This window comes from Leclercia sp. UBA7405 (assembly GCF_037152215.1).
Classification (GTDB): domain Bacteria; phylum Pseudomonadota; class Gammaproteobacteria; order Enterobacterales; family Enterobacteriaceae; genus Enterobacter; species Enterobacter pneumoniae.
This window is the reverse complement of record NZ_JBBCMR010000001.1, coordinates 1,974,545-1,997,621: the sequence shown is the minus strand read 5'-3', so window position 1 is coordinate 1,997,621 and position 23,077 is coordinate 1,974,545. Positions and strand designations below refer to the sequence as shown.

Below are 23,077 nucleotides of genomic sequence, written 5' to 3'. Positions count from 1 at the left end.
GGAGGTTGTATGCAGGTCATTATTGATGGTGTCCCATACGTCCCCGCCAGCGTCATTTCATCACGGATTGGCATTGCTATCTCAACCCACCAGCGTACTGAAGCTCTGAAGCGAGCGCTTGAACAGCACATGAAGCACCTGCCAGCCGGTGCGCTGGTGGTTGTTATTGATGATGGTTCAAAACCTGCAGCGGCAGTGCTCGACGGCGTGCTTGGAAGCCTTGCAGAAGAAGCTAAATACCATGCTTGACGAGCTGAAGAAATCTACGGAGCAGGAATGACTTGTGAGCGCATCTATAACTCCGTGAAGAATCCAGCCCATCCCCTATCCCCTTATGGGGATAGAAAGCTGGGATTGTTCGAAGGGCTGTTATGGCTTTCATCTCGCGTGGACCACACCCCGCATCAAATGAAAATGACTTTCATTAGCTTTTGATGGGTCCTCCCGGCGGGGTGGCCTACCACGGGGCGGCGCGCTCGCGGGAAACGGCTAGTTTTTCGGATCCAGGGGCATCATCATCATGCAGGTAGGTCTTTGTTTTATCTGAGGACCATTTTTTAAAGATGTCGATTTGTTTAAAAAGTGTTCACCATCATGGACCAGGAAATAGCTTCTCTTAAACTCAATATCAACCAGCTTGCTGCCATCACTGATGTGCATCGCCAAACAGTAGCCGCCAGGCTTAAAAATATCGAACCTGCAGCGGGCAGTAATAGCAAACTCAAGCTTTACCTCATCACCGACATTTTGACCGAACTGATGATCCCAACAGTTTCTTCCAGCCTTGAAGACATGCAACCGTCCGACAGGCTGGCGCACTGGAAGGCAGAGAATGAACGCCTTAAGTTCGAACAGGATACCGGGCAGTTGATACCCGCTGATGAAGTGGCGCGAGAATTTTCACTGATGGCTAAAGCAGTCGTCATGGTGCTTGAGACCCTACCTGACATTCTTGAGCGCGACTGCGCGCTGCCACCAGCGGCGGTGTCGCGGGTCCAAAGTGTGATTGACGACTTACGTGATCAGATGGCTCAGAAAGTCCAGGACGCAGAACAAGAGGAGGCCGATACCGAGGAGGAGTGATGGCAAAGCGTGCATCGGCATGCGGTATTCGCCGGGATGTTTCCGGCATCCTTCGCGCGCCGCGTCGCATGGATGTGGCCGATGCGGTCAGCGCATATATGCGTGTGCCAATGGGAGCGGGGAACTCTGTACCGTGGGACCCCGATCTGGCGCCCTATGTTATTGAGCCGATGAACTGCCTGGCATCACGCCAATATGATGCCGTGGTCTTTGTTGGCCCCGCGCGAACGGGTAAAACCATCGGGCTTATTGATGGCTGGATTGTTTATAACGTCGTTTGCGACCCGGCAGATATGCTCGTTATTCAGGTTTCAGAGGAAAAGGCGCGTGAACATTCGAAAAAGCGTCTGGACCGAACTTTTCGCTGTAGCCCTGAAGTGAAAACCCGGTTGAGCCCAAGGCGTAACGATAATAACGTTTACGATCGTACTTTCCGCGCCGGTTATTATCTGAAACTGGGCTGGCCATCCGTCAACATCATGTCGTCCTCTGACTATAAAAGTGTGGCGCTGACGGATTACGACCGCTTTCCGGAAGATATCGACGGAGAAGGCGACGCTTTTTCACTGGCGTCGAAGCGTACCACGACATTCATGTCCTCTGGGATGACGCTGGTTGAGAGCTCGCCCGGGCGGGATATCAGAGACACAAAATGGCGGCGTTCCACGCCCCATGAAGCCCCTCCAACTACCGGAATATTATCGCTCTATAACCGTGGCGACCGTCGCCGTCTGTACTGGCCGTGTCCGCATTGCGGCGAATATTTCCAGCCGGAAATGGACAATATGACCGGGTATCGCGACAGCAGCGATCCTGTGCTTGCCAGCGAAGCGGCGATTCTACAGTGCCCGGCCTGTAAGGGCAGGATCACACCGGATATGAAGCGTGCGCTCAACATGAAATGTGTGTGGCTCCGCGACGGGCAGAGTATCGACAGTAAAGGGCAGGTAAGCGGTGATGGCCGACGTTCCCGTATTGCCTCCTTCTGGATGGAAGGTCCGGCAGCGGCTTACCAGACCTGGTCGCAGCTTATCTATAAATTCCTGACCGCCGAGCAGGAATATGAATCCACCCGCAGTGAAGAAACCCTGAAGACGGTTATCAACACCGATTTCGGCAGGCCCTATTTGCCTCGGGCCAGCATGGAGCAGCGCAAAAGTGAATTGCTCGAGCAGCGTGCCGAAGATGTCCCTAAACGTTCGGTACCGGATGGCGTGCAATTTCTCACCGCGACCGTTGACGTACAGGCCGGGCGCAACAGGCGCTTTGTTGTGCAGGTCACGGGTTATGGAAGTATGGGGGAGCGCTGGATAGTTGACCGTTACAACATCCGGTATTCGCTGCGCTGCGACGGCAACGGGGAGAGCATTCAGGTGGATCCGGCAAGCTACCCTGAGGACTGGGATCTTTTACTCACCGATGTCTTTGATAAAACGTGGCCGCTCGCGTCTGACCCGTCAAAGGGCATGCGGCTTATGTCGATGGCTGTGGACTCCGGGGGCGAGGACGGCGTGACGGATAATGCCTACAAGTTCTGGCGAAGATGTCGCCGCGAGGGGCTGGGTAAGCGTATCTATCTCTTCAAGGGTGACAGCGTCAGGCGTAGCAAACTTATCCAGCGAACATTTCCTGATAATACGGGCAGATCAACGCGTCGCGCACAGGCGACGGGTGATGTGCCTCTTTATCTTCTCCAGACTGATGCCCTCAAAGACCGGGTGAATAATGCGCTGTGGCGGGATTCACCTGGCCCTGGTTATGTGCATTTTCCCGCCTGGCTGGGCAGCTGGTTCTATGACGAACTGACGTATGAGGAACGTTCGAATGAAGGGAAGTGGAGTAAGCCCGGGCGGGGCGCAAACGAAGCATTCGACCTGCTCGTTTATGCCGACGCGCTCGCCATCCTTAGTGGTTACGAAAAAATCAAATGGCCGTCAGCTCCTGAGTGGGCACGGCGGGAAACGTGGATCGAGGACACGCAGACGGAAACTGGCGAAGTGCCATCCCCGTCGCCTGCGCCGAAATCAAAATCAAAACCAAAACGCGAGAAGCCCGTAACCGAGCAGGCTAATCCGTGGTCTTCGTCAGGAGGTTGGGTGTGAATCCAGCAGATATTCAAAACATGATCGACCGCTACGCCGCAGCCGAGCTGTCTGTTCTGGAGGGTAAATCAATCACTTTCAACGGGCAGCAGATGACGCTCGAAAACCTGTCGGAAATCAGAAAAGGCCGTCAGGAATGGGAGCGCCGACTGGCAACGCTCAATAATAAACGCCGCGGGCGACCCGGCTACAGGCTGGCGAGGTTTGGATGAGTTTTTTAGATGATGCGATTGGCGTCTTTTCGCCAGGCTGGAAAGCCTCACGCCTGCGTGCCCGTGCGGTAATTAAGGCGTATGAGGCGGTTAAGCAAACGCGTACCCACAAAGCCCAGAAAGAAAATCGCTCTGCCGATCAGCTCAGCCAGATGGGGGCGGTTTCACTGAGGCAGCAGGCGCGCTGGCTGGACAACAACCATGATCTGGTGATCGGCGTTTTCGACAAGCTGGAAGAAAGGGTGGTGGGTGCGAAGGGCATCATAGTTGAACCGCATCCGATGCTGAGTAACGGGAAGATCGCTAAAAAACTGGCCACTGATATCCGCAGAAAGTGGGGCGAATGGTCCGTAAGACCCGATGTTACAACCCAGTTTACCCGCCCCATGCTGGAGCGGTTGATGCTGCGAACGTGGCTCCGGGACGGTGAGGTATTTGCTCAGCTGGTTCGTGGTACCGGAAATGGTCTTCAGCCCGTTGCTGGCGTACCGTTCTGGCTGGAAGCGCTGGAGCCGGACTTCGTGCCAATGAACAGCGATGCCGCCACCCAGCTCAATCAGGGTGTTTTTGTCGATAGCTGGGGACGGCCTAAAAAATATCAGGTCTATAAAAGCCTGCCGGTGTCCGGGCGTCAGTTCGATACCAAAGAGATAGATGCAGAGAACATGCTTCATCTCAAATTCACCCGACGCCTGCACCAGACCCGTGGGACATCTCTTTTGTCAGGTGTCCTGATGCGGCTGAGCGCGCTGAAAGAGTACGAGGACTCTGAGCTGACTGCAGCAAGAATTGCTGCTGCACTCGGCATGTATATCAAAAAAGGCGACGGACAGAGCTTCGAGTCTGATTCCAGCAGCGATGACCGCGAGCTGATGATTCAGCCCGGGATGCTCTATGACGAGCTGCAGGCCGGGGAAGAAATCGGGATGATTAAATCCGATCGCCCGAACCCTAATCTCGAGTCGTTTCGTAACGGACAGCTGCGTGCTGTATCCGCCGGCAGTCGCCTCAGTTTTTCCAGCACATCCAGAAACTACAACGGCACGTACAGTGCCCAGCGGCAGGAGCTTGTCGAGTCAACCGACGGATATCTGATTCTTCAGGACTGGTTCATCGGTTCAGTGACCCGCCCCATGTACCGGGCCTGGCTGAAGATGGCTATTGCTGCCGGAGAAATCAAGCTGCCGAGAGGCATCGATATGGACTCGCTGTATAACGCGGTCTATTCGGGGCCCGTTATGCCGTGGATTGACCCCGTTAAAGAAGCGAATGCCTGGAAAACGCAGATCCGCGGCGGTGCTGCTACTGAATCCGACTGGATACGTGCCAGCGGTCGCAACCCGGATGATGTTAAGTCACGCCGTAAAGCGGAGGTTGACGAGAACCGTGAACAGGGCCTGGTGTTTGACACAGACCCCGCCAATGATAAAGGAGGCACCAGTGCCGAAGCCAAAGAACCGGGCGCGCCACCGTCCGAAAGCCAGCGTAAAAAGTAATTCGTGGTTCCGCATGCAGGCCAGCAATAACAGCGAGGCCGACATTTTTATTTATGACGAAATCGGGTACTGGGGCGTAACGGCGAAACAGTTCGTCAATGATCTCCGGGCACTTGGGGACGTCACCCACATCAACCTTTATATCAACTCACCCGGTGGTGATGTCTTCGACGGCATTGCTATCTATAACGCGCTGAAGCACCACGGCGCGGCGATTACCGTACATATCGACGGTCTGGCCGCTTCAATGGCGTCAGTGATCGCTATGGTAGGCAATCCGGTCATCATGCCTGAAAACACGATGATGATGATCCATAAGCCATGGGGGTTTGCTGGTGGTGACGCGAGCGATATGCGCGACTATGCGGATCTTCTCGACAAGGTTGAATCCGTTTTGATACCGGCTTATGCGCAGAAAACCGGAAAATCCACCGATGAAATTGCGGCAATGCTGGAAGACGAAACCTGGATGAACGGCAGCGAGTGCCTTGAGCTGGGTTTTGCCGACCAGGTGACACCATCCCTTCAGGCTATGGCCTGTATTCATTCAAAACGTATTGAGGAATTTGAAAAAATGCCAAAAAGCATTCGCAACATGATCACCCCGCCGCGCAACACTACCCAGCGTGACCCGGTTATTACCCAGCCTCAGGCACCGCAGGCAAAAACAGACCCGACGCCGGATGAAAATACCATTCGTGCGCAGGTGATGGCTGAGCAGAAAGCCCGAGTTAACGCTATCGGCGATCTCTTTGCCATGTTCGGCAATAAACACATGGAACTGCAGAATCAGTGTGTGGCTGACCCTGATTGTTCCATCGATAAGGCGAAAGATTTGCTGCTGGCAGAACTCGGTAAAACGGCTACCCCATCCAATAAAACCACCCAGCCGCATATTCATGCGGGTAACGGTAACTTTGTAGCGGACGGTATTCGCCAGGCACTAATGGCGCGTGCCGGGTTCGAAGGTCAGGAACGGGATAACGTTTATAACGGTATGACGCTGCGCGAGTATGCGCGTATGGCTCTGACAGAAAAAGGTATTGGCGTGGCCAGCTACAATCCGATGCAGATGGTTGGCCTGGCGCTGACCCACAGCACTTCTGATTTCGGCAACATTCTGCTCGATGTTGCGAACAAAGCGCTGATTCAGGGCTGGGACGAGGCGCAGGAAACCTTCGAGCAGTGGACCAAAAAAGGCCAGTTGTCAGACTTCAAAACGGCGCATCGTGTCGGCATGGGTGGTTTCCCTTCTTTGCGACAGGTTCGCGAAGGGGCGGAGTACAAGTACATCACCACCAGTGATAAAGGCGAAACTATCGCGCTTGCCACTTACGGTGAAATCTTCTCTGTAACCCGCCAGGCGATCATTAACGACGATCTGAACCAGCTCACCGACGTACCGATGAAGATGGGGCGCGCGGCGAAAGCAACGATTGGCGATCTGGTTTACGCCATCCTGACCAAAAACCCGAAACTCTCCGACGGGAAGGCGCTGTTCCATGCCGATCACAAAAACCTGAGTTCGGGCGCAATTTCCGTGGCAAACCTGGATGAATCGCGCAAGCTGATGCGTCTTCAGAAGGAAGGGGAGCGAACCCTGAATATCCGTCCGGCCTACATGCTGGTGCCCGTCAGCCTGGAAACTCTGGCGAATCAGACTATCAAGTCGGCCAGTGTTAAAGGTGCAGACATCAATGCCGGGATCGTAAACCCTATCCAGAACTTTGCAGAGGTCATTGCCGAACCACGCTTGGATGAAGCTGACGCGAAAGCCTGGTATCTGGCTGCCGCGAAGGGCACCGACACCATTGAGGTCGCTTATCTCAACGGCGTCGACACGCCATACATCGATCAGCAGGAAGGCTTCACCACTGATGGTATCGCCACGAAAGTGCGCATTGATGCCGGTGTTGCTCCGCTGGACTATCGCGGCATGACCAAATCCTCTGGTCAGTAAAAATACAGTCCTGACAAACAGATGCCCGTTAGGGCTTTTTTTATACCTGAAACCAGCCCCGCAAGGGGCTGAATGGAGAAGTTATGGCTAAGAACTATGCGCAGGACGGGAAAACGATCCCTCTGGTAAACAGTGGTACAACCGACATTCAAAGCGGCGATCCGGTTGTGGTTGGCAAACTTATCGCTGTGGCGATTACTGATATTCCTGTCGGCGATACCGGGGACGGCATTACTGAAGGGGTATTCCTCCTGCCAAAAGTCCCCGCTGATGCAGTTACTGCCGGGGCGCAGGTGTATCTGAAGGACGGCAAAATCACGATCGAAGAAACGGATGCCGTTGCCGCAGGTATCGCCTGGGAAGAGGCAGGGGCAAGCACCACCGTTGTTGAAGTTAAGATCAATGCCTAACCCCTTTGACCGGATGGCGGCGCGCATGGACGCGGCCACCATAAAAAAGATGGGAAAGACAGCGATCATCAATGGCAGCAGCTATGACGTTGTTCCCGCCGAGCAGCTGGAGGAAATGGGGCCATTGTCGGGAACAGGTACTTCGCTGGTGATTTTCTCTGAGCTTTACCAGCCACGCCGAAACGACAGTGTCGACTACGACGGTAAGAACCTGAACGTTACCCGCTATGACATGTTCAACGGAAAACCCCGCATCCATCTCGAATGAGGAGGCGCTATGTCCGTGAAAGGACTGGAAAGGGCTATTCAGAACCTGAACAGCCTCAGCCGGTTAATCGTTCCTGAGGCAACCGCAAAAGCGCTTAACCGGATGGCCAGCAGAACGATAAGCCAGGGGAGCAAAGCTGTAGCGAAAGAAGCAACAGTTGATGATAACCGGAAGAAGGGGCTTCCGGTTCGTCTGGTCCGCCAGCGTTCCCGTCTGCGCAAGGCCCGTCACGATCGCCCGGTCGCGTCGATAAAAATCAACCGCGGTAATCTTCCTGCGATAAAGCTCGGCACGGCGCGCGTCCGGCTCTCGCGTAAAAAAGGGGCAAGAAACGGAGCGGGTAGCGTCCTCAAAATCGGCCCCTATACCTTTCGTAACGCTTTTATTCAACAGCTTGCCAACGGGCGCTGGCAGGTCATGCGGCGCGTAGGTCAGGCCCGTTATCCGATTGATGTGGTCAAAGTTCCTCTTGAGACACCGCTCACTGTGGCATTCACCGCTATTTCAAAGCGCCTTATTGAAAGCGATATGCCCAAAGAACTTTCCGCAGCCCTGAAAAACCAACTGAGAATCCACCTGAAGCGATGAACAGACACAGCGCAATTCGTGCAGCCATTCTTGCAAAACTGAAAGCCGATATCACCGACACCGTCACCTGGTTTGACGGGCGCCCTGTTTTTCTTGAAGAGCAGGATCTCCCTGCCGTGGCTGTTTACCTTTCTGACGCGGAGTACACCGGCGATTCGCTTGATGAAGATTCGTGGCAGGCGGTTGTTCACATCGAGGTATTTCTTAAAGCCTCCAGCCCCGACAGCGCGCTTGATTCCTGGATGGAAGAGAAAGTGTATCCGGCAATGGCCTTCATCCCGGCTCTGACCGAACTGGTTGAGACGTTCACCCCGCAGGGTTATGACTATCAGCGGGATGATGAAATGGCCACCTGGGGTTCAGTCGATTTCACGTACTTAATCACCTATTCAATTTAAGAGGTACTTATGCCTACTCCAAACTCACTGGCTCCCGTGAAAGGTGCCGGTACCACACTCTGGCTTTACACCGGAACGGGCAACGCTTTCGCTAACCCACTCTCGGATATCGACTGGAACCGCCTTGCGAAAATTAAAGAGCTGACGCCGGGCGAAATGACCGCCGAATCGTATGACGACACCTACCTCGACGACGAGGACGCCGACTGGAACGCGACCGCTCAGGGGGCAAAATCAGCTGGCGACACCTCTTTCACCCTCGCCTGGAAGCCGGGTGAAGAAGGGCAAAAAGACCTGGTCGCATGGTTTATTGATGGCTCAGTACGCTATTACAAAATCAAATACCCGAACGGTACCGTCGACGTTTTCCGCGGCTGGTGCAGCAGCCTGGGTAAAGCCATTCCGGCAAAAGAGGTTATTACCCGCACAGCGAAAATCACCAACACCGGCAAGCCGGAGCTGGCTGAAGAAAGCGGGAGCCCGAATATCCCAGTCACCGGCGTTACGCTCGATAAAGCCACGGCAAGCGTGGCCGTCGGTGCAACCACAACGCTCAATGTGACGGTTAATCCTGCCAGTGCCTCTGATACCTCGTTCCGCGTGGCAACCTCCGACGGGGCAAAAGCAACGGTCACCGTTAGCGGCAACGCGATCACCGTCACCGGCGTGGCGACAGGCACCGCTGACATTATTGTAATGACCAGCGACGGTAATTTCGTTGCGGTCTGCAAAGTCACCGTAACTGCAGCGTAAGGAAGGACGCATGTTTTTGAAAAAAAAGAAGTTCACCTGGCAAACAGAATCCCTGACCATATTCGAGCTGTCGGCGCTTCAGCGTATTGAGTTCCTCACGTTTATGGCCGCAGAGGAAAGGGCCGTTAGTGCTGACAGCGACGCCATCAGCGATCAGGAAATGACGGCCAGGCTGATTGGCTCAAATATTCGCTGCGGTGCGCGTTTGATCGCGATGTCTTTGTGGCATAACGATCCGGCTGGCACGGATGTGGAGACGCTTTATCAGCAGGTGCTTAGCGGATGGCCGCCGGAGGCGATCGGTAAAGCAGAAATGGAAATAAAGCTGCTCTCCGGCATGCTCGTTCCGGTTGATGATGACAACTCTGCCGATCTGGATGCCTCAGCCGAGGCCGAAGGCGCAGAACCCGTTACGGCGGAAAAGCCCTTGCCAGCGAGCTGAAGTTTGTCCTGAATCTGGCGCGCGAGTTCGGGCGACCCGACTGGCGCGCCATGCTGGCTGGTATGACTTCCAGTGAGCTGGGCGACTGGCACCAGTTCTACCGGGAGCATTATTTTCAGGACGCGCAGCTCGATGCGCATTTCTCAGAGCTGCTTTATTCCATCTCCACTCTTTTCTTCCGCGACCCGGAACTTACCCCCGCACATTTCAGCCTGCTTTCTCCTTCCGGTACCGTCATCAGCGATGAAGAGCCGGATGATGATTCGCTGATGGCCGCAGCTGAGGGGATAACAGGAGGTATCCGATATGGCCCAACAGATTAGCGATCTGGTCATCAACCTTGACGTCGACAGTGCCACGTTTAGTGAGCAGGTTGCCCGCATAAAGGGGCAGCTAACCGGGATGGCTGAGGACTCTGAAAAAGTCCAGACGCGAATGCAGCGCGCTTCTGAGCGGCAGGCGGCTGCATTTAAAACCGTGGGTGACGCCGGCACGGCGGCTGCCGCAGATATGAAAGCCCGACAGTCTGCTGCAACGGAAGGGCTGACCAAAGACTGGCAGAACGTTTCTAAGTCAGTTGATGAAACTCACCGCCGCGTGACCGAGCTTAATCAGCGTATGCGGGAAAATGACGGACAGGCCGCAGCGCTTGCCCGCCGGCAGGACGAACTGGCGGCATCGTTTTTCCGCCAGATTGACGGCGTTCGCCAGCTCAATGGTGAAACGCAGTCGCTTGCGAACGTGCAGGCGCGCTTTCGTGCGGCAAGGGCACAGGGCAATATCTCCCAGCAGGATTATCTCGCCCTGATTTCCCGCACCACGGCCAGGCAAAAAGAGCTACAGATCGTAGAAGAAAAATCGGCCGCCGCGCGTACCCGATTCCTCAGTCAGCTGAAGCAACAGGTCGCAGAGCAAAAACTCTCCGGTACCGAGTTGCTGCGCATGAAGGCGGCGCAGGTCGGTGCAAGCGATGCGGCTGAGGTCTATATCCGCAAGCTTGAAGCTGCCAAAGTGGCCACGCATGGTCTGGGACTGCAAAGTGCTGCTGCCCGGCAGGAGCTGGGGGTGCTTATTGGCGAGGTCATGCGCGGTAACTTAGGTGCACTGCGCGGCTCCGGGATCACGCTGGCGAACCGGGCAGGATGGATAGACCAGCTGCTGTCGCTGCGCGGGCTTGGGATCGCCGGCATGGTTGGTGGTATTGCCGCGGCGGTTTACGGGCTGGGTAAAGCCTGGTATGACGGCAGCAAAGAGTCCGAGGAATTTAACAGGCAGCTGATCCTGACCGGGAATTACGCCGGGAAAACGTCCGGACAGCTACAGGCATTGGCGCGCTCACTGGCAGGTAATGGCATCACACAGCATGCTGCTGCAGGTGTGCTGGCGCAGGTTGTCGGAAGTGGTGCGTTTAGCGGTAATGATGTCAGCATGGTGAGCAATGTTGCTGCCAGACTGCAGCAGGCCACCGGGCAGGCCGTCGACGAAACCATCAACCAGTTTAAACGCCTGAAGGATGATCCGGTTAATGCAGTCACAACGCTCAACGATTCGCTGCATTTTCTGACGGCCACGCAGTATGAACAGATTGCCTCTGCTCAGGCGATGGGAGATACGCAGAAAGCATCAGAGCTTGCCATGCGTGCGTATTCTGATGCGGTCATTCAGCGGGCCGGGGCGGTTGAGGAAAATCTTGGCTCCCTCGAAAAAGCCTGGGACTGGGTGAAGAATGCGGCCTCAGGCGCGTGGGATGCGATGCTGGGCATAGGGCGTAATCCTGACACCGCGATGAAGCGCCAGGACTCTTTTGCTGAATGGCAGGCAGCAGAGAAAGAGTACCGTGCTCTGTCCGGCAATCTCAAGGTTGATCCGGACTATGCCGGTAACAACGTTCTGCAAAAGGCAGATGCGGAAAGGCTGAGAAACGCGCGCCAGCAGGTAGAGCTTAAGAAGCAGGCTTACGATCTTGCCGATAAGCAATATGCCCAGGAAGGGCTGGCAGCTGCCAGGGAAAAAATGCGGACGGAACAGCAGACACAGGCCGTCCGGACCCAGCAGCAATTTAATCAGATGGTTGAATCCGGGGCGACGGCGGCAGAAAAACGTGCCCTTGCGGAGAGAAAACTCAATCAGCTTATTGCTAAAAACCGCCAGGATGCGAAAGACGGCATCGCCACGTTGTGGACTGAAAAGGACATAGCGGCAGCACGCGCCGGGATTGAAAAGCAGTGGAAGGATCCCAAAACGCCGAAAGGCAAAAGCTATTCAACGCCAGCCGGGGACAAAGCTGAAGAAAAAGCGCAGGCAGAACTTCTCACCCTTCAGGCCCAGCTCAAAACGCTTGAGCAACATACCAGCGTAAACGACGTCATCAGCAAACAGCGCCAGGACCTATGGCAGACTGAAAATCAGTTCACAGTTCTGCAGGAGGCCGCTGGTCGTCGTCAGCTTACGGCGCAGGAAATGTCCCTGCTGGCGTATAAGGAAGAAACGCTTGAGTACAAGCGGCAGCTTGCCGACCTGGGCGATAAGGTTGCCAGCCAGCAAAAGCTCAATCAGTTGGCCGATCAGGCTGTGAAGTTTGAGCAGCAGCAAAAAGCCGCCAGAGCGGGTTTGCAGGCTCAGTCTCAGGGGGTATCTACCCGGGAGGCTGGACGACAAGTTACGCTGCAACGTCTCAACGAAAGCTATTCGTACAACCCTCAGGCGCAGCAAAAGGTACTGAAGGAGCAAAGGGCAACGTTTGAGGCTGAAGATGCCCTGCGGACTAACTGGCTGGCTGGTGCGAAACAGGGCTGGGCTGAATATCAGGATTCAGCGACAAACGTCTTCAGTTCTGTACAGCAGATTTCGCAGGCAACGTTCTCCGGCTTGGCTGGACAGCTTACAAGCCTGGTGACAACCGGCAAAGCTAGTTTCAGGGATTTCACCACATCTATTCTCAAAATGATTGTGTCTGTCATTAATCAGCTCATGGTGGCTTATGCCGTTCAGACTGCGATGGGATGGATTAGTGGTGGGAGCAATTCCACAACGGCTGGCCAGTCCTTTGCGGTCCCGTCTTACCGCCCCACTGGATATGGTACTGGTGGCTACACTGGGCATGGCGGCAAGTATGAGCCTGCCGGTGTTGTTCATCGCGGAGAATTCGTTTTCACAAAAGAATCAACAAGTCGTATCGGAGTGGGCAACCTCTACCGTCTTATGCGTGGGTATGCAACGGGTGGGCTCGTTGGGGGAGGGAGCCCGGCGGTATCTCCAATGGGTGGCGTCAGCGTTTATGCACCAGTATCAGTCACAACCGGGCAAACCGGCGACCAGAAGCAGCAACAGAATAGTGGTGCGATCGCTAAGGCCTATCAGAAAGTGATTGATAGTTCAGTGAAGGAAGGGATAGCCCGTGAAATACGACCCGGCGGGATAATCTGGAATGCCAACCAACAGAAGAGGTAAGTTTTGGCCATTGAACAATTCAACTGGCGGATTCAAGCCGCCAGTCAACCTACGCTAAGCAGCAAGGATGCTGTCAGAACGGCTCAATTCGGCGATGGATATAAACAGGTTAGCGGTACCGGATTGAATGATGAGGTACTTAACTACGCATTCTCATTTACGGGGGATCCCATCACGGCCCGGGAAATTTATGCTTTTCTGCGGAGGCATAAAACCAAGTCATTCACATTCGCACCGCCCGGAGGTGATTTAACTCTCTGGCGCGTAGAGGCTGATAGCCTTCAGCGAGTGACCCTAAGCAAAAAGGTAGAAACCGTTACTGCAACTTTCGAACAGGCGTTCAAACCATGAGCTTAAATGCTGATTATCAAAAGCTGGAACCTGGCAGCGAGGTTCGATTGTTTGAAGTGGATGGCAGTGCTTTTGGTGTGAGCGAAATTTTACGATTTCACGCCTATAACCTTCCCCACACAGAACAGGAAATTCTGGCAGCCGGTAATGATGAAGCCAAATTACCAGCTAAAAGTATCTGGTGGCAGGGGGAGGAATATTCAGCTTGGCCGTGTCAGATTGAGGGCATTGAAGCTTCCACCAATGGCAGCTCAGCACAACCGAAGCTATCTGTCGCCAATCTGGATAGCTCCATAACAGCGCTGTGCCTTGCTTATGACGATCTGTTGCAGGCGAAGGTAACAATTCACGACACGCTGGCACAATATCTCGATGCACAAAATTTCACCGGCGGTAACCCGACAGCCGATCCGACCCAGGAAAAGCTGAAGGTTTTCTATATTGATGCGAAAAGCAATGAGACTAACGAGGTCGTTGAATTCACCCTCTCCAGCCCGATGGACCTGCAGGGGCTGATGATACCTACGCGCCAGCTCCATTCGCTGTGCACCTGGTGCATCCGGAACAAATACCGTACCGGTGATGGTTGCGACTATGCAGGCACGCGCTATTTCGATAAAAACAACAACCCGGTAAGCGATCCATCTATGGATGAATGCAACGGAACGCTGACGGCTTGCAAGCTTCGGTTCGGAGAAAATAACGAACTGTCGTTTGGTGGTTTCCCGGGCACATCTCTGATCAGGAGCTGATATGCGCCAGAAAACCATTGATGCCATCATGGCGCATGCTGCAGCTGAATATCCTCGTGAATGCTGCGGCGTGGTGGCACAGAAGAGCAGGGTGGAGCGATATTTCCCCTGCCGCAATCTGGCATCAGATCCGGAGGAAAACTTTGTCCTGTGTCCTGAAGACTACGCCGCCGCTGAAGACTGGGGGGCGGTGACCGCAATAGTGCACAGTCACCCTGATGCAACTACCCAACCGAGCGAAACGGATAAAGCTCAGTGCGATCTCAACGGCCTGCCCTGGCACATTGTCAGCTGGCCTGAGGGTGACCTGCGCACATTTATGCCCAGAGGAGAAATCCCCCTTATTGAGCGGCCTTTCGTGCTGGGCGTTTACGACTGCTGGGGTCTGGTGATGAGCTACTTCCGGCAGACCCGCGGAATTGAATTGCACGATTACCGGGTTGATTATCCGTGGTGGGAAAATGAATACCCGGATAATTTCTATCAGGACTGCTGGTACGAATGCGGGTTCCGGGAATTTAACGGTCCGACTCAGCCAGGCGATATGGTGATCATGCAGGTTCAGGCTGATAAGTGGAACCATGCCGGCATCCTGCTGGAAGGTAATATGCTGCTGCACCATCTGTACGGTCATCTGAGCCAACGGGTGCCCTATGGCGGCTACTGGCAGGAAAGAACTATGAAAGTTTTGAGATATAAAACCCTGTGCTAATCTTCCTGCAATTCACAAAGGGAGAGGATATGAAAAGAATATTCTTGGGTTTAGTTATCGTCATATTGACCGGATGCTCCCTAAAACCTTATGAGGCAACGGGCATTATTTATGATTCATCACTTTTAAATGACAAGACTGGTGCTACCAAAGTAAGGGTACACCGTGTCCAGCAATTATCTGGATCGGGGTTGGGTGAGAACTGTCCATTAGTTTTGAAAGTAGATGAAAAAGAAGTGGCAGGGTTAAAGCAAAATCAATATGTAGATGTTTACTTACCAAAGGGCGAGCATAAGATTTCAGTAAGATTCAAATGCGCGCTAACTGAATGGCGAAAATCTTTAAGTATTATCGCTGACGGCCATTATCAAGAATACCAAACAGAGACCGGGGCTGCAGGTCAGTATCGGATGTGGCAAGTTAAGTAAAACGTTCGTCAAAATCGAGGTCGCTTAGGCGGCCTTTTTTTATGGGGTAAGAATGAGCGAAAACATGGTTAAAATCGAACTTGGGGGCATCTTAGGTAAGACATTTGGTAAAACCCATCATCGATTAATAAGTACAGTTCATGAGGCTACAAGAGCTTTAGCGGCAACGATCTCCGGGTTTGAAAAATTTATGATTACTAGTGATCGCCGTGGTCTTACTTATGCAGTTTTCAAAGGAAAGAAAAACATTGGCGAAGATGACCTAGGCTATCCGGTTACAGAAGATGTAATTCGTATCGTGCCCGTAATTATCGGAAGTAAAAAAGCTGGCGTGCTGCAAACCGTTTTGGGCGCGGTACTTGTTGTTGTAGGTGCAGTTGTAGGCGTAATGACGTCGTGGACTGGGGTTGGTGGCGTAATAGGTAGCGGGATGGTTACCGCTGGTATCGGATTAATGGCCGGCGGTGTGATCCAGATGCTTTCTCCTCAACCGGCAGGTCTCGCCAGTAAACAGGATGCAGATAACCGGGCCTCTTATGCTTTCGGTGGCGTGACCAATACCGCTGCGCAAGGGTATCCGGTGCCTCTGCTTTACGGGCGCCGTCGCATCGGCGGTGCGATTATTTCTGCTGGAATTTACGTAGAGGATCAGCAATGAAGAAATACTTGAGATTGACCATTTCAGGCCTGCAGCGCGTTGATGACGGAATCCTCATCGGCGGAAGTGCGACAGTAGTAGTGAACCGAGGGGAAGAGGTTATTTGTCGCGAGCAATTTTCTGGAAAAGTTTCTGAGAAATTTTCAAAGCTTTATGAAGTTGAAGATACCGGTATTCCTGTATCAGTGACATCCTCCAGTGATTGCCAGTTTTTCAAAGCCGAAGTTGATTTTGTAAACCCATTTAGCGAAACGAACATCTAAATAACTTTCTTCAGCAATAAGCCACCTTCGGGTGGCTTTTTTTATGGGCGCAATATGGTAAACGCAACAGCTATAAGAGGCCGCAAGGGTGGCGGCTCAAAATCACGCACGCCTACCGAACAGCCTGACGATCTCCAGTCTATTGCGAAGGCCAAATTATTAATCGCGCTTGGTGAGGGTGAGTTTTCAGGCCAGTTAACCGGCAAAGATATTTATCTCGATGGTACCGCTATTGAGAATGCTGACGGCTCTCAGAACTTCAGCGGCGTCACCTGGGAGTTTCGTTCCGGCACTCAGGCGCAGAAATATATCCAGGGCATACCCGGCACCGAAAACGAAATCAGCGTGGGTACCGAAGTATCAAGCGCCACAGCCTGGACCCGCACGTTTACCAATACCCAGCTTTCTGCCGTTCGTGTGCGCCTGAAGTGGCCATCGCTTTTCCAGCAGGAAGACGACGGCGATCTGGTCGGGTATTCGATTAAATATGCGATTGATCTGCAGACCGACGGCGGCACCTGGAAGACGGTGCTGAATACCAGCGTAACCGGTAAAACCACATCCGGTTATGAGCGCAGCCACCGTATTGATCTTCCTCAGGCCGGCAGCACATGGACGCTTCGTCTGCGTAAAATCACCGCTGACGCGAACAGCGCGAAGATCGGCGATACGATGACGCTGCAGAGCTTTACCGAGGTGATTGACGCCAAACTGCGCTATCCGAACACCGCGCTGCTGTACATCGAATTCGACTCAAGCCAGTTCAATGGCTCTATTCCTCAGATTTCATGCGAACCGCGCGGACGCGTTATCCGTGTACCGGATACCTACGATCCAGAAACCCGAACCTACAGCGGTACCTGGACGGGGGCGTTTAAGTGGGCATGGACAGATAACCCGGCGTGGATTTTTTACGACCTGGTGGTTACCGACCGCTTCGGGCTGGGTGATCGCCTGACGGCGGCGAATATCGACAAATGGACGCTGTACCAGGTGGCCCAGTATTGCGATCAGATGGTGCCGGACGGTAAAGGCGGCAACGGTACCGAACCCCGCTATACCTGCAACGTCTATGTTCAGGAACGGAACGATGCTTACACCGTTCTGCGTGATTTTGCGGCCATCTTCCGGGGTATGACGTACTGGGGTGGGGATCAGATTGTATCCCTTGCAGATATGCCCCGTGATGTCGATTACAGCTATACTCGCTCGAACGTTATCGACGGGCGTTTTAATTACTCCAGCAGTACGACCAAAACACGTTACACGACTGCGCTGGTATCCTGGTCAGATCCGTCTAACGCCTATGCCGATGCCATGGAGCCCGTATTTGAGCAGGCGCTGGTGGCGCGTTACGGATTTAACCAGCTGGAAATGACGGCGATTGGTTGTACCCGTCAGTCGGAGGCTAACCGTAAAGGGCGCTGGGGCATTCTGACCAATAATAAGGATCGGGTCGTTTCCTTTGATGTCGGTCTGGACGGAAATATTCCCCAGCCTGGCTACATCATCGCCGTTGCAGATGAGCTTTTATCCGGCAAGGTGATGGGCGGCCGCATCAGCGAAGTTAATGGCCGTGTTATCACACTGGATCGGGAGCCTGATGCCACCGCCGGGAATCGCCTCATCCTCAATCTGCCATCTGGCGCCGCGCAGAGCCGAACCATTCAGTCTGTCAGCGGCAGGAAGGTTACCGTCACCACAGCCTATAGCGAGACTCCGCAACCGGAGTCGGTCTGGGTGGTGGAGTCGAGCGAACTCTATGCGCAGCAGTACCGTGTTGTGAGCGTCACGGATAATAACGATGGCACATTCTCTATCGCGGGTGCATGGCACGATCCGGACAAATATGCGCGCATCGATACCCGCGCCATAATTGACCAGCGGCCAGTGAGCGTCATTCCTCCAGGCAATCAGTCGCCGCCGGCCAACATCGTGATCAGCTCCTTCTCAGTGGTGCAGCAGAACATCAGCGTTGAAACCATGCGCGTGAGCTGGGACCAGGCGCAGAACGCTATCGCCTATGAAGCGCAATGGCGCCGCAACGACGGGAACTGGGTTAACGTGCCGCGCAGCTCCACCACGTCCTTCGACGTGCCGGGGATTTACGCCGGGCGCTACCTGGTCCGGGTGCGTGCAATTAATGCTGCCGAAATATCCTCCGGATGGGGCTATTCGGAAGAGAAAACGCTGACGGGTAAGGTGGGCAACCCGCCGAAGCCGGTGGGCTTCACCGCCTCTGAAAACGTGGTATTTGGTATTGAGCTGAACTGGGGGTTCCCGGCGAATACGGACGACACGCTGAAAACAGAAATCCAGTACAGCCTGACCGGGAGCGAAGATGATGCCATCCTTCTGAGCGATGTTCCCTATCCGCAGCGCAAGTATCAGCAGATGGGCCTGAAGGCGGGGCAAATTTTCTGGTACCGGGCGCAACTGGTGGACAGGACAGGCAATGAGTCGGGTTATACCGACTGGGTACGTGGACAGGCCAGTATCGATGTGTCGGATATCACCGATGTTATCCTGGAAGATATTAAAGAATCGGACACGTTCAAGGAACTAATCGAAAGCGCAGTAGACAGCAACGAGAAAATTGCTGGTATGGCCGACGACATCAGACAGAACGCTGACGATCTGGAGCAACAGGCGCTGGCCATCAAGGAAAATGCCGATGGTCTCGCACAGGCCGAGGTGAAGATTGACGAAATCTCTGTCTCAATGGATGGCATGACGGGAGGCGTTAAAAACTCCTCTATCGCGGTTATTCAGAACAGCCTCGCGCAGGTAACCAGCCGTCGATCCCAGACAGCCACCAACGCCGGGAACAGCGCCAGTATCGACCGCATCGACACCACCATTGCAGATACCAGCCAGGCGGTTGCCCGTGCTCTGGTGAAGCTTGATGCGTCTGCCGGTGGCAACGTTTCCAATGCAACTGACCTGACAGAGACCCTGGCCAACTTCACGCAGGCCTCGGCCACGAAAATCAACTCCCTGACGGTTACGGTAAACGGCCAGACTGCGGCTATTAATCAGACCGCCCAAGCAGTGGCTGATGTAAACGGCAACCTGAGCGCGATGTACAACATCAAGGTGGCGGTGGACTCCAATGGACGCCAGTACGCCGCCGGGATGGGGATCGGCGTTCAGAACACCCCTGCGGGCATGCAGTCTCAGGTGTTGTTTGTCGCTGACCGTTTCGCGGTAATGTCTCAGGCTGGCGGGGCTGTTACGCTGCCATTCGTGATCCAGAACGGGCAGACGTTCATCCGGGATACGTTCATTCAGGACGGGACTATCAGCAATGCCAAGATTGGCAATTTTATTCAGTCGAATAACTTTCAGGCCAATGTGTCTGGATGGCGTTGGGATAAGTCGGGCACGCTCGAAAATTATGGAAGTGACGGCGACGGGGCAATGAAGCAGACAAACACCACGTGGAGTGTTCGGGATAAAAACCGACTCCGAGTGCAAATCGGCAGACTAACGGGGGTATTCTGATGGATTGGGGTATTCAGACATGGGACGAAAACGGCATCCCAAATAACTATGGTATTAAACCTATTTCAGTTGTTGGGCGAATTCCGCTTTCTGAGGGGCAGAATTCTGGCAGCTGGTCTTTCCCCACTCCTGCTGGAATGAAAGTTGGGTTTGCTATAGCTCTTGATAAAGGCGGTTTTTCAGTTGGAAGGCGCATTGTGGCTAATGGCAGTTCAATCTCACTCAGTGCGGCAAGCACTACAGGTGTTGGAAACTATCCAGCATCTGAGTGTGAACTCATCGTTTACCTGGAGAAAGCATAGTGGCAGATTACGGTGCGCTAATTTCCCTGGAAAACGGCAATCCATTTATAACACCCAATTCAACGCCTTTTTGCCTATATAGAAAAGTTACGGCAAATTCTGTAGGAACGGGGGGTAATTACCAGGGCGCAAGTGCTGACATTCCTATTGACCCAAGCTATCCAGCTATAGTTTTTTGTAAAACATCCAATGCTGCAACGGTTAGCGCCGCCAGGGTTGGTAATGTTATCAAGGTAGGTTCCAGTAGCCCTAGGGGTCTCACTCATACTCTGACAGCGTATGTGTTCGCCATTTTCCCTCAGACGTTACCCAAATGGGGGATGGCAATTTGGGACGAGGCCGGCAAGCTGGTCCTGACGAATGAAAGCAAAGTCCTCACCGATCTGGTTACTATCGGAACTCCGGGGAATAATGGCGGTATTAATATCGATCAAACCTTGGCTGGATCTTACGCCATAGTCCCTACCATTCTGGGCTCCTCTCTCTGGCAAATAACAGTTCAGGGTCAGCCGGTTATAATAAATAGTACCGCCTATGCTGGAGCGCTTTTCAACGGATCGACGACGAGAATTAATGCTCAGGGAAGTCAGACTGGTCAGGGTAGCCCGGCAGGCGGGACAAATACCGGAATAGCAATCACGGCAATTAATACTGCGGCATATGATTAATTGATCGTTTACAGCGATCAATTTAAAGATATCGATCTGTTTTATCTATTTTATATATACCCGGAGGTCGGTTATTTTATTAGAAATAATCTTCTGGGGTAACTGATGAATAAATTAATTGCCGTCATTTTTGTCTGCCTTACTCTTTCTGCCTGCTCAGGTTCTGTTCTGGAAAAGCAGGAGCCTGTATGCGAGGCCACAGCCCTTCTGGGTGGGCAACAGCAGACAGTTCAGATTTATGGTGTGCGCAAGGTTGCAAACCAAACTGAATACCGGGCAGGCTATCCCTTCAACTGGCGATGGGTAAGTAAAAACAACTTCACGACCTCGTCATGTAATTAATAAACGTCAAATAAACAAACCGCTTCGGCGGTTTTTTTATGTCCGGAGAAAATATGATTTATAACAGCGGCACAATTGCCATTAATGGAAATACTGCCACCGGCACCGGTACAAACTGGACGGCTCCCGCCAGCCAGATTCGTCTCGGCCAGACCCTGGTGGTACTTTCTAATCCCGTCCAGCTGTTCCAGATCACCGCCATTAACAGTGCAACGTCGTTAACAGTAACGCCTGCAGCGTCACCCGCGGTGAGCGGTCAGAAGTACGGCATTCTGGTGACAGATGCCTTGTCAGTCGATGGCCTGGCACAGAGCATTTCGCAGCTCATTAACGAGTACGACGAGAATATTGGCGGTTGGGAAACGTTCGCCACTACCTCAGCAAACCAGAACATCACGGTCACCATAAACGGTAAAGCAGTCACCATTCCCGCCATTGGCGGGCTGGCCCGGAAGGGGTCAAACAGTGACATTACCGAACTGAAAGGGCTCACTACAGCGTTATCCGTTGCGCAGGGTGGGACTGGGGCAACAAAGGCAGAAGACGCTCGCTCAAACCTCGGTTTAGGCGAAGGAAGTTCCTTAAAGGTTGGGCAGGTCACTGTGGAAACGGCAGGTTATTCAACTTTGACGGCCAGGAATACATCAAGAGCATCTACCGATTTAGGGGCGCAGGTGATGCTTGAGGTTTCACCAGCTGTCGGCTCAAAACCTTATCTGACCCAACGTTACAATGATGGCTCCAATACGAATCAGATACTGAATAATCTGCCTACATCTTCTGGAGTCATTGCTGTACAGGGCACGTCGGGGCTCATGTATAAACGCGATATATCCCCGGCACCGTTAAGCGATGCTGTAGAGCGTATCGCTGCGCTTGAGATGGTACATTTCACCTATAAAGATGATGAACAAAACAGGGTACGTTTTGGGATTATTGCAGAACAGGCTGAGACTATAGCTCCGCAGTACATCAAACATAATCTGGAGCCTGATCCAAATGCAATTTATGATGCTGATGAACTTGATGAAGCCGGGCGGCCTCTTCTCCCTGTCATGCGCGACAGACCTTCGGTAGACAACAATCCAATCGTAATGGATCTGCTAGGAGCGGTGCAGTATTTATTACGTGAGGTTGCCGAACTCAAAGAGAGCAGAACATAAATAAGTTCAGCAGGAATAATTGATAGGCGGCTTCGCATTGATCTACTCCCCGTTAAAAACTACTGTATATAAAAACAGTATAAATGGAGTGTGGATCATGCCCCGCAAATCAGACCTTCGCGCCGCTTTCGTTGCGGCCGTACACAAAAACCCGAAGGGTTATCAGTGCCTACGTACAGCAGATTTCATCAGGGAGCTACGTGCCAGGAACTGGCATTTCACAGAAGCTGACGCCAATGACTGGATAGAGCGGTACCAGGCTGGCTTTGTAGATAAAACACCGGACGACAGCCAGAACCGCTTGTGGATTATGCGCAACATGGGATATGTCCGCTGATGGGCTTCGTTTCGCCAGCGGGCGACTACATCGAGCGCAGGTTAAATCCCGAGGATATGCTCACGACAGATCAGAGCCGTATCATTGAAACCGCGACAGGCTATGCCGTTATTGAGCCGGTGACAAAACTTTCACAGGGGCAGGTGTTGCTAATTCTGTGTGGTGGACATACCCAGTTTGCGAAACTACAGGGCCGTTCTTTAATCACTGACGATGGCGAAGCGATTGAAGGAGAGGCGATGGGAGATGTAGAGGTGATGGGCAGGGTTACGTATTTCATCAACCGCGCGCTGGAGGACGAGGCGCCCATTTAGGCAGGGCGGATGGCTGAAAATTGTTGGTATATTAACTTTCATAAAGTGGGTAATACATTGATTCTATGGGATAAAAAATACTCCCGATATACCACTGATAAGCCGTAAGTTATTGAATTAT

The 23,077-nt window shown here is 53.2% G+C and carries 24 protein-coding genes and 2 pseudogenes; all 26 read left to right on the top strand.

Annotated features, from left to right (window positions below; translation table 11 throughout):
- Positions 1-9: 9 nt before the first annotated feature.
- Positions 10-204: pseudogene (locus WFN75_RS09810) on the top strand (glycosyltransferase family 2 protein); the annotation flags it as partial.
- 390 nt (positions 205-594) lie between these two features.
- Positions 595-1,083 carry a DUF1441 family protein gene (locus WFN75_RS09805; RefSeq protein WP_286933689.1) on the top strand — a complete coding sequence of 163 codons (489 nt, stop codon included), beginning with the start codon at positions 595-597 and terminating at the stop codon, positions 1,081-1,083.
- Entirely contained in the window at positions 1,083-3,185 is a 2,103-nt protein-coding gene (locus WFN75_RS09800) for a phage terminase large subunit family protein (protein WP_336996098.1), read from the top strand. Before WFN75_RS09805 ends, WFN75_RS09800 begins: the two co-directional genes overlap by 1 nt.
- Positions 3,182-3,397: a hypothetical protein gene (locus tag WFN75_RS09795; protein ID WP_001704123.1), complete on the top strand. Its 216-nt coding sequence runs from the start codon at positions 3,182-3,184 to the stop codon at positions 3,395-3,397. The genes WFN75_RS09800 and WFN75_RS09795 overlap by 4 nt, the downstream gene beginning before the upstream one ends.
- Complete coding sequence (locus tag WFN75_RS09790) at positions 3,394-4,893, top strand: phage portal protein (protein ID WP_336996097.1); 1,500 nt, start codon at positions 3,394-3,396, stop codon at positions 4,891-4,893. The genes WFN75_RS09795 and WFN75_RS09790 overlap by 4 nt, the downstream gene beginning before the upstream one ends.
- The gene (locus WFN75_RS09785) at positions 4,838-6,853 is read left to right on the top strand and encodes a ClpP-like prohead protease/major capsid protein fusion protein (RefSeq protein WP_336996096.1); all 2,016 of its coding nucleotides are present in this window, start codon (positions 4,838-4,840) and stop codon (positions 6,851-6,853) included. The genes WFN75_RS09790 and WFN75_RS09785 overlap by 56 nt, the downstream gene beginning before the upstream one ends.
- 83 nt (positions 6,854-6,936) lie before the next feature.
- Positions 6,937-7,263: a DUF2190 family protein gene (locus WFN75_RS09780; RefSeq protein WP_316389661.1), complete on the top strand. Its 327-nt coding sequence runs from the start codon at positions 6,937-6,939 to the stop codon at positions 7,261-7,263.
- 25 nt (positions 7,264-7,288) lie between these two features.
- Complete coding sequence (locus tag WFN75_RS09775) at positions 7,289-7,531, top strand: DNA breaking-rejoining protein (protein WP_336996250.1); 243 nt, start codon at positions 7,289-7,291, stop codon at positions 7,529-7,531.
- A gap of 9 nt (positions 7,532-7,540) precedes the next feature.
- Positions 7,541-8,119, top strand: a complete 579-nt coding sequence (locus WFN75_RS09770) for a phage tail protein (RefSeq protein ID WP_336996095.1) — start codon at positions 7,541-7,543, stop codon at positions 8,117-8,119.
- Complete coding sequence (locus WFN75_RS09765; protein ID WP_336996094.1) at positions 8,116-8,517, top strand: phage minor tail U family protein; 402 nt, start codon at positions 8,116-8,118, stop codon at positions 8,515-8,517. Before WFN75_RS09770 ends, WFN75_RS09765 begins: the two co-directional genes overlap by 4 nt.
- Before the next feature lie 9 nt (positions 8,518-8,526).
- Entirely contained in the window at positions 8,527-9,270 is a 744-nt protein-coding gene (locus tag WFN75_RS09760) for a phage tail protein (protein ID WP_336996093.1), read from the top strand.
- A gap of 10 nt (positions 9,271-9,280) precedes the next feature.
- Entirely contained in the window at positions 9,281-9,712 is a 432-nt protein-coding gene (gene gpG / locus WFN75_RS09755; protein ID WP_336996092.1) for a phage tail assembly chaperone G, read from the top strand.
- Positions 9,709-10,026: pseudogene (locus tag WFN75_RS09750) on the top strand (phage tail assembly protein T); the annotation flags it as partial. The gene gpG and the pseudogene WFN75_RS09750, both read left to right, overlap by 4 nt.
- The gene (locus tag WFN75_RS09745; RefSeq protein ID WP_336996091.1) at positions 10,019-13,162 is read left to right on the top strand and encodes a phage tail tape measure protein; all 3,144 of its coding nucleotides are present in this window, start codon (positions 10,019-10,021) and stop codon (positions 13,160-13,162) included. The pseudogene WFN75_RS09750 and the gene WFN75_RS09745, both read left to right, overlap by 8 nt.
- 3 nt (positions 13,163-13,165) lie before the next feature.
- Positions 13,166-13,513 (top strand): phage tail protein, encoded by a 348-nt coding sequence (locus WFN75_RS09740; protein ID WP_336996090.1) that lies wholly within the window; start codon positions 13,166-13,168, stop codon positions 13,511-13,513.
- Entirely contained in the window at positions 13,510-14,265 is a 756-nt protein-coding gene (locus WFN75_RS09735; RefSeq protein ID WP_336996089.1) for a phage minor tail protein L, read from the top strand. Before WFN75_RS09740 ends, WFN75_RS09735 begins: the two co-directional genes overlap by 4 nt.
- A 1-nt stretch (position 14,266) precedes the next feature.
- The gene (locus WFN75_RS09730; protein WP_336996088.1) at positions 14,267-14,977 is read left to right on the top strand and encodes a C40 family peptidase; all 711 of its coding nucleotides are present in this window, start codon (positions 14,267-14,269) and stop codon (positions 14,975-14,977) included.
- 29 nt (positions 14,978-15,006) lie between these two features.
- Positions 15,007-15,405: a hypothetical protein gene (locus WFN75_RS09725; protein ID WP_336996087.1), complete on the top strand. Its 399-nt coding sequence runs from the start codon at positions 15,007-15,009 to the stop codon at positions 15,403-15,405.
- A 52-nt stretch (positions 15,406-15,457) separates the two neighbouring features.
- Positions 15,458-16,063: a tail assembly protein gene (locus WFN75_RS09720; RefSeq protein WP_336996086.1), complete on the top strand. Its 606-nt coding sequence runs from the start codon at positions 15,458-15,460 to the stop codon at positions 16,061-16,063.
- Entirely contained in the window at positions 16,060-16,326 is a 267-nt protein-coding gene (locus WFN75_RS09715) for a hypothetical protein (protein ID WP_336996085.1), read from the top strand. Before WFN75_RS09720 ends, WFN75_RS09715 begins: the two co-directional genes overlap by 4 nt.
- A 54-nt stretch (positions 16,327-16,380) precedes the next feature.
- Entirely contained in the window at positions 16,381-19,830 is a 3,450-nt protein-coding gene (locus WFN75_RS09710; protein ID WP_336996084.1) for a host specificity protein J, read from the top strand.
- On the top strand, positions 19,830-20,132 hold the full coding sequence (locus tag WFN75_RS09705) for a hypothetical protein (RefSeq protein WP_336996083.1): 303 nt from the start codon (positions 19,830-19,832) through the stop codon (positions 20,130-20,132). Before WFN75_RS09710 ends, WFN75_RS09705 begins: the two co-directional genes overlap by 1 nt.
- Positions 20,132-20,800 carry a hypothetical protein gene (locus tag WFN75_RS09700; RefSeq protein WP_336996082.1) on the top strand — a complete coding sequence of 223 codons (669 nt, stop codon included), beginning with the start codon at positions 20,132-20,134 and terminating at the stop codon, positions 20,798-20,800. Before WFN75_RS09705 ends, WFN75_RS09700 begins: the two co-directional genes overlap by 1 nt.
- Positions 20,801-20,905: 105 nt before the next feature.
- On the top strand, positions 20,906-21,142 hold the full coding sequence (cor, locus tag WFN75_RS09695; RefSeq protein WP_336996081.1) for a phage exclusion lipoprotein Cor: 237 nt from the start codon (positions 20,906-20,908) through the stop codon (positions 21,140-21,142).
- 53 nt (positions 21,143-21,195) lie between these two features.
- Positions 21,196-22,305, top strand: a complete 1,110-nt coding sequence (locus tag WFN75_RS09690; RefSeq protein WP_336996080.1) for a tail fiber domain-containing protein — start codon at positions 21,196-21,198, stop codon at positions 22,303-22,305.
- A gap of 336 nt (positions 22,306-22,641) precedes the next feature.
- Positions 22,642-22,956: a hypothetical protein gene (locus tag WFN75_RS09685; protein ID WP_336996249.1), complete on the top strand. Its 315-nt coding sequence runs from the start codon at positions 22,642-22,644 to the stop codon at positions 22,954-22,956.
- Positions 22,957-23,077: the final 121 nt, after the last annotated feature.

Coding starts and splice junctions, on each gene's coding strand:
- WFN75_RS09775 (WP_336996250.1), top strand. CDS start 7,289: ATGGACGCGGCCACCATAAAAAAGATGGGAAAGACAGCGATCATCAAT.
- WFN75_RS09725 (WP_336996087.1), top strand. CDS start 15,007: ATGAAAAGAATATTCTTGGGTTTAGTTATCGTCATATTGACCGGATGC.
- WFN75_RS09715 (WP_336996085.1), top strand. CDS start 16,060: ATGAAGAAATACTTGAGATTGACCATTTCAGGCCTGCAGCGCGTTGAT.
- WFN75_RS09770 (WP_336996095.1), top strand. CDS start 7,541: ATGTCCGTGAAAGGACTGGAAAGGGCTATTCAGAACCTGAACAGCCTC.
- WFN75_RS09735 (WP_336996089.1), top strand. CDS start 13,510: ATGAGCTTAAATGCTGATTATCAAAAGCTGGAACCTGGCAGCGAGGTT.
- WFN75_RS09800 (WP_336996098.1), top strand. CDS start 1,083: ATGGCAAAGCGTGCATCGGCATGCGGTATTCGCCGGGATGTTTCCGGC.
- WFN75_RS09790 (WP_336996097.1), top strand. CDS start 3,394: ATGAGTTTTTTAGATGATGCGATTGGCGTCTTTTCGCCAGGCTGGAAA.
- WFN75_RS09745 (WP_336996091.1), top strand. CDS start 10,019: ATGGCCCAACAGATTAGCGATCTGGTCATCAACCTTGACGTCGACAGT.
- WFN75_RS09710 (WP_336996084.1), top strand. CDS start 16,381: ATGGTAAACGCAACAGCTATAAGAGGCCGCAAGGGTGGCGGCTCAAAA.
- WFN75_RS09690 (WP_336996080.1), top strand. CDS start 21,196: ATGATTTATAACAGCGGCACAATTGCCATTAATGGAAATACTGCCACC.
- WFN75_RS09730 (WP_336996088.1), top strand. CDS start 14,267: ATGCGCCAGAAAACCATTGATGCCATCATGGCGCATGCTGCAGCTGAA.
- WFN75_RS09805 (WP_286933689.1), top strand. CDS start 595: ATGGACCAGGAAATAGCTTCTCTTAAACTCAATATCAACCAGCTTGCT.
- gpG (WP_336996092.1), top strand. CDS start 9,281: ATGTTTTTGAAAAAAAAGAAGTTCACCTGGCAAACAGAATCCCTGACC.
- WFN75_RS09780 (WP_316389661.1), top strand. CDS start 6,937: ATGGCTAAGAACTATGCGCAGGACGGGAAAACGATCCCTCTGGTAAAC.
- WFN75_RS09720 (WP_336996086.1), top strand. CDS start 15,458: ATGAGCGAAAACATGGTTAAAATCGAACTTGGGGGCATCTTAGGTAAG.
- WFN75_RS09685 (WP_336996249.1), top strand. CDS start 22,642: ATGGGCTTCGTTTCGCCAGCGGGCGACTACATCGAGCGCAGGTTAAAT.
- WFN75_RS09765 (WP_336996094.1), top strand. CDS start 8,116: ATGAACAGACACAGCGCAATTCGTGCAGCCATTCTTGCAAAACTGAAA.
- cor (WP_336996081.1), top strand. CDS start 20,906: ATGAATAAATTAATTGCCGTCATTTTTGTCTGCCTTACTCTTTCTGCC.
- WFN75_RS09705 (WP_336996083.1), top strand. CDS start 19,830: ATGGATTGGGGTATTCAGACATGGGACGAAAACGGCATCCCAAATAAC.
- WFN75_RS09760 (WP_336996093.1), top strand. CDS start 8,527: ATGCCTACTCCAAACTCACTGGCTCCCGTGAAAGGTGCCGGTACCACA.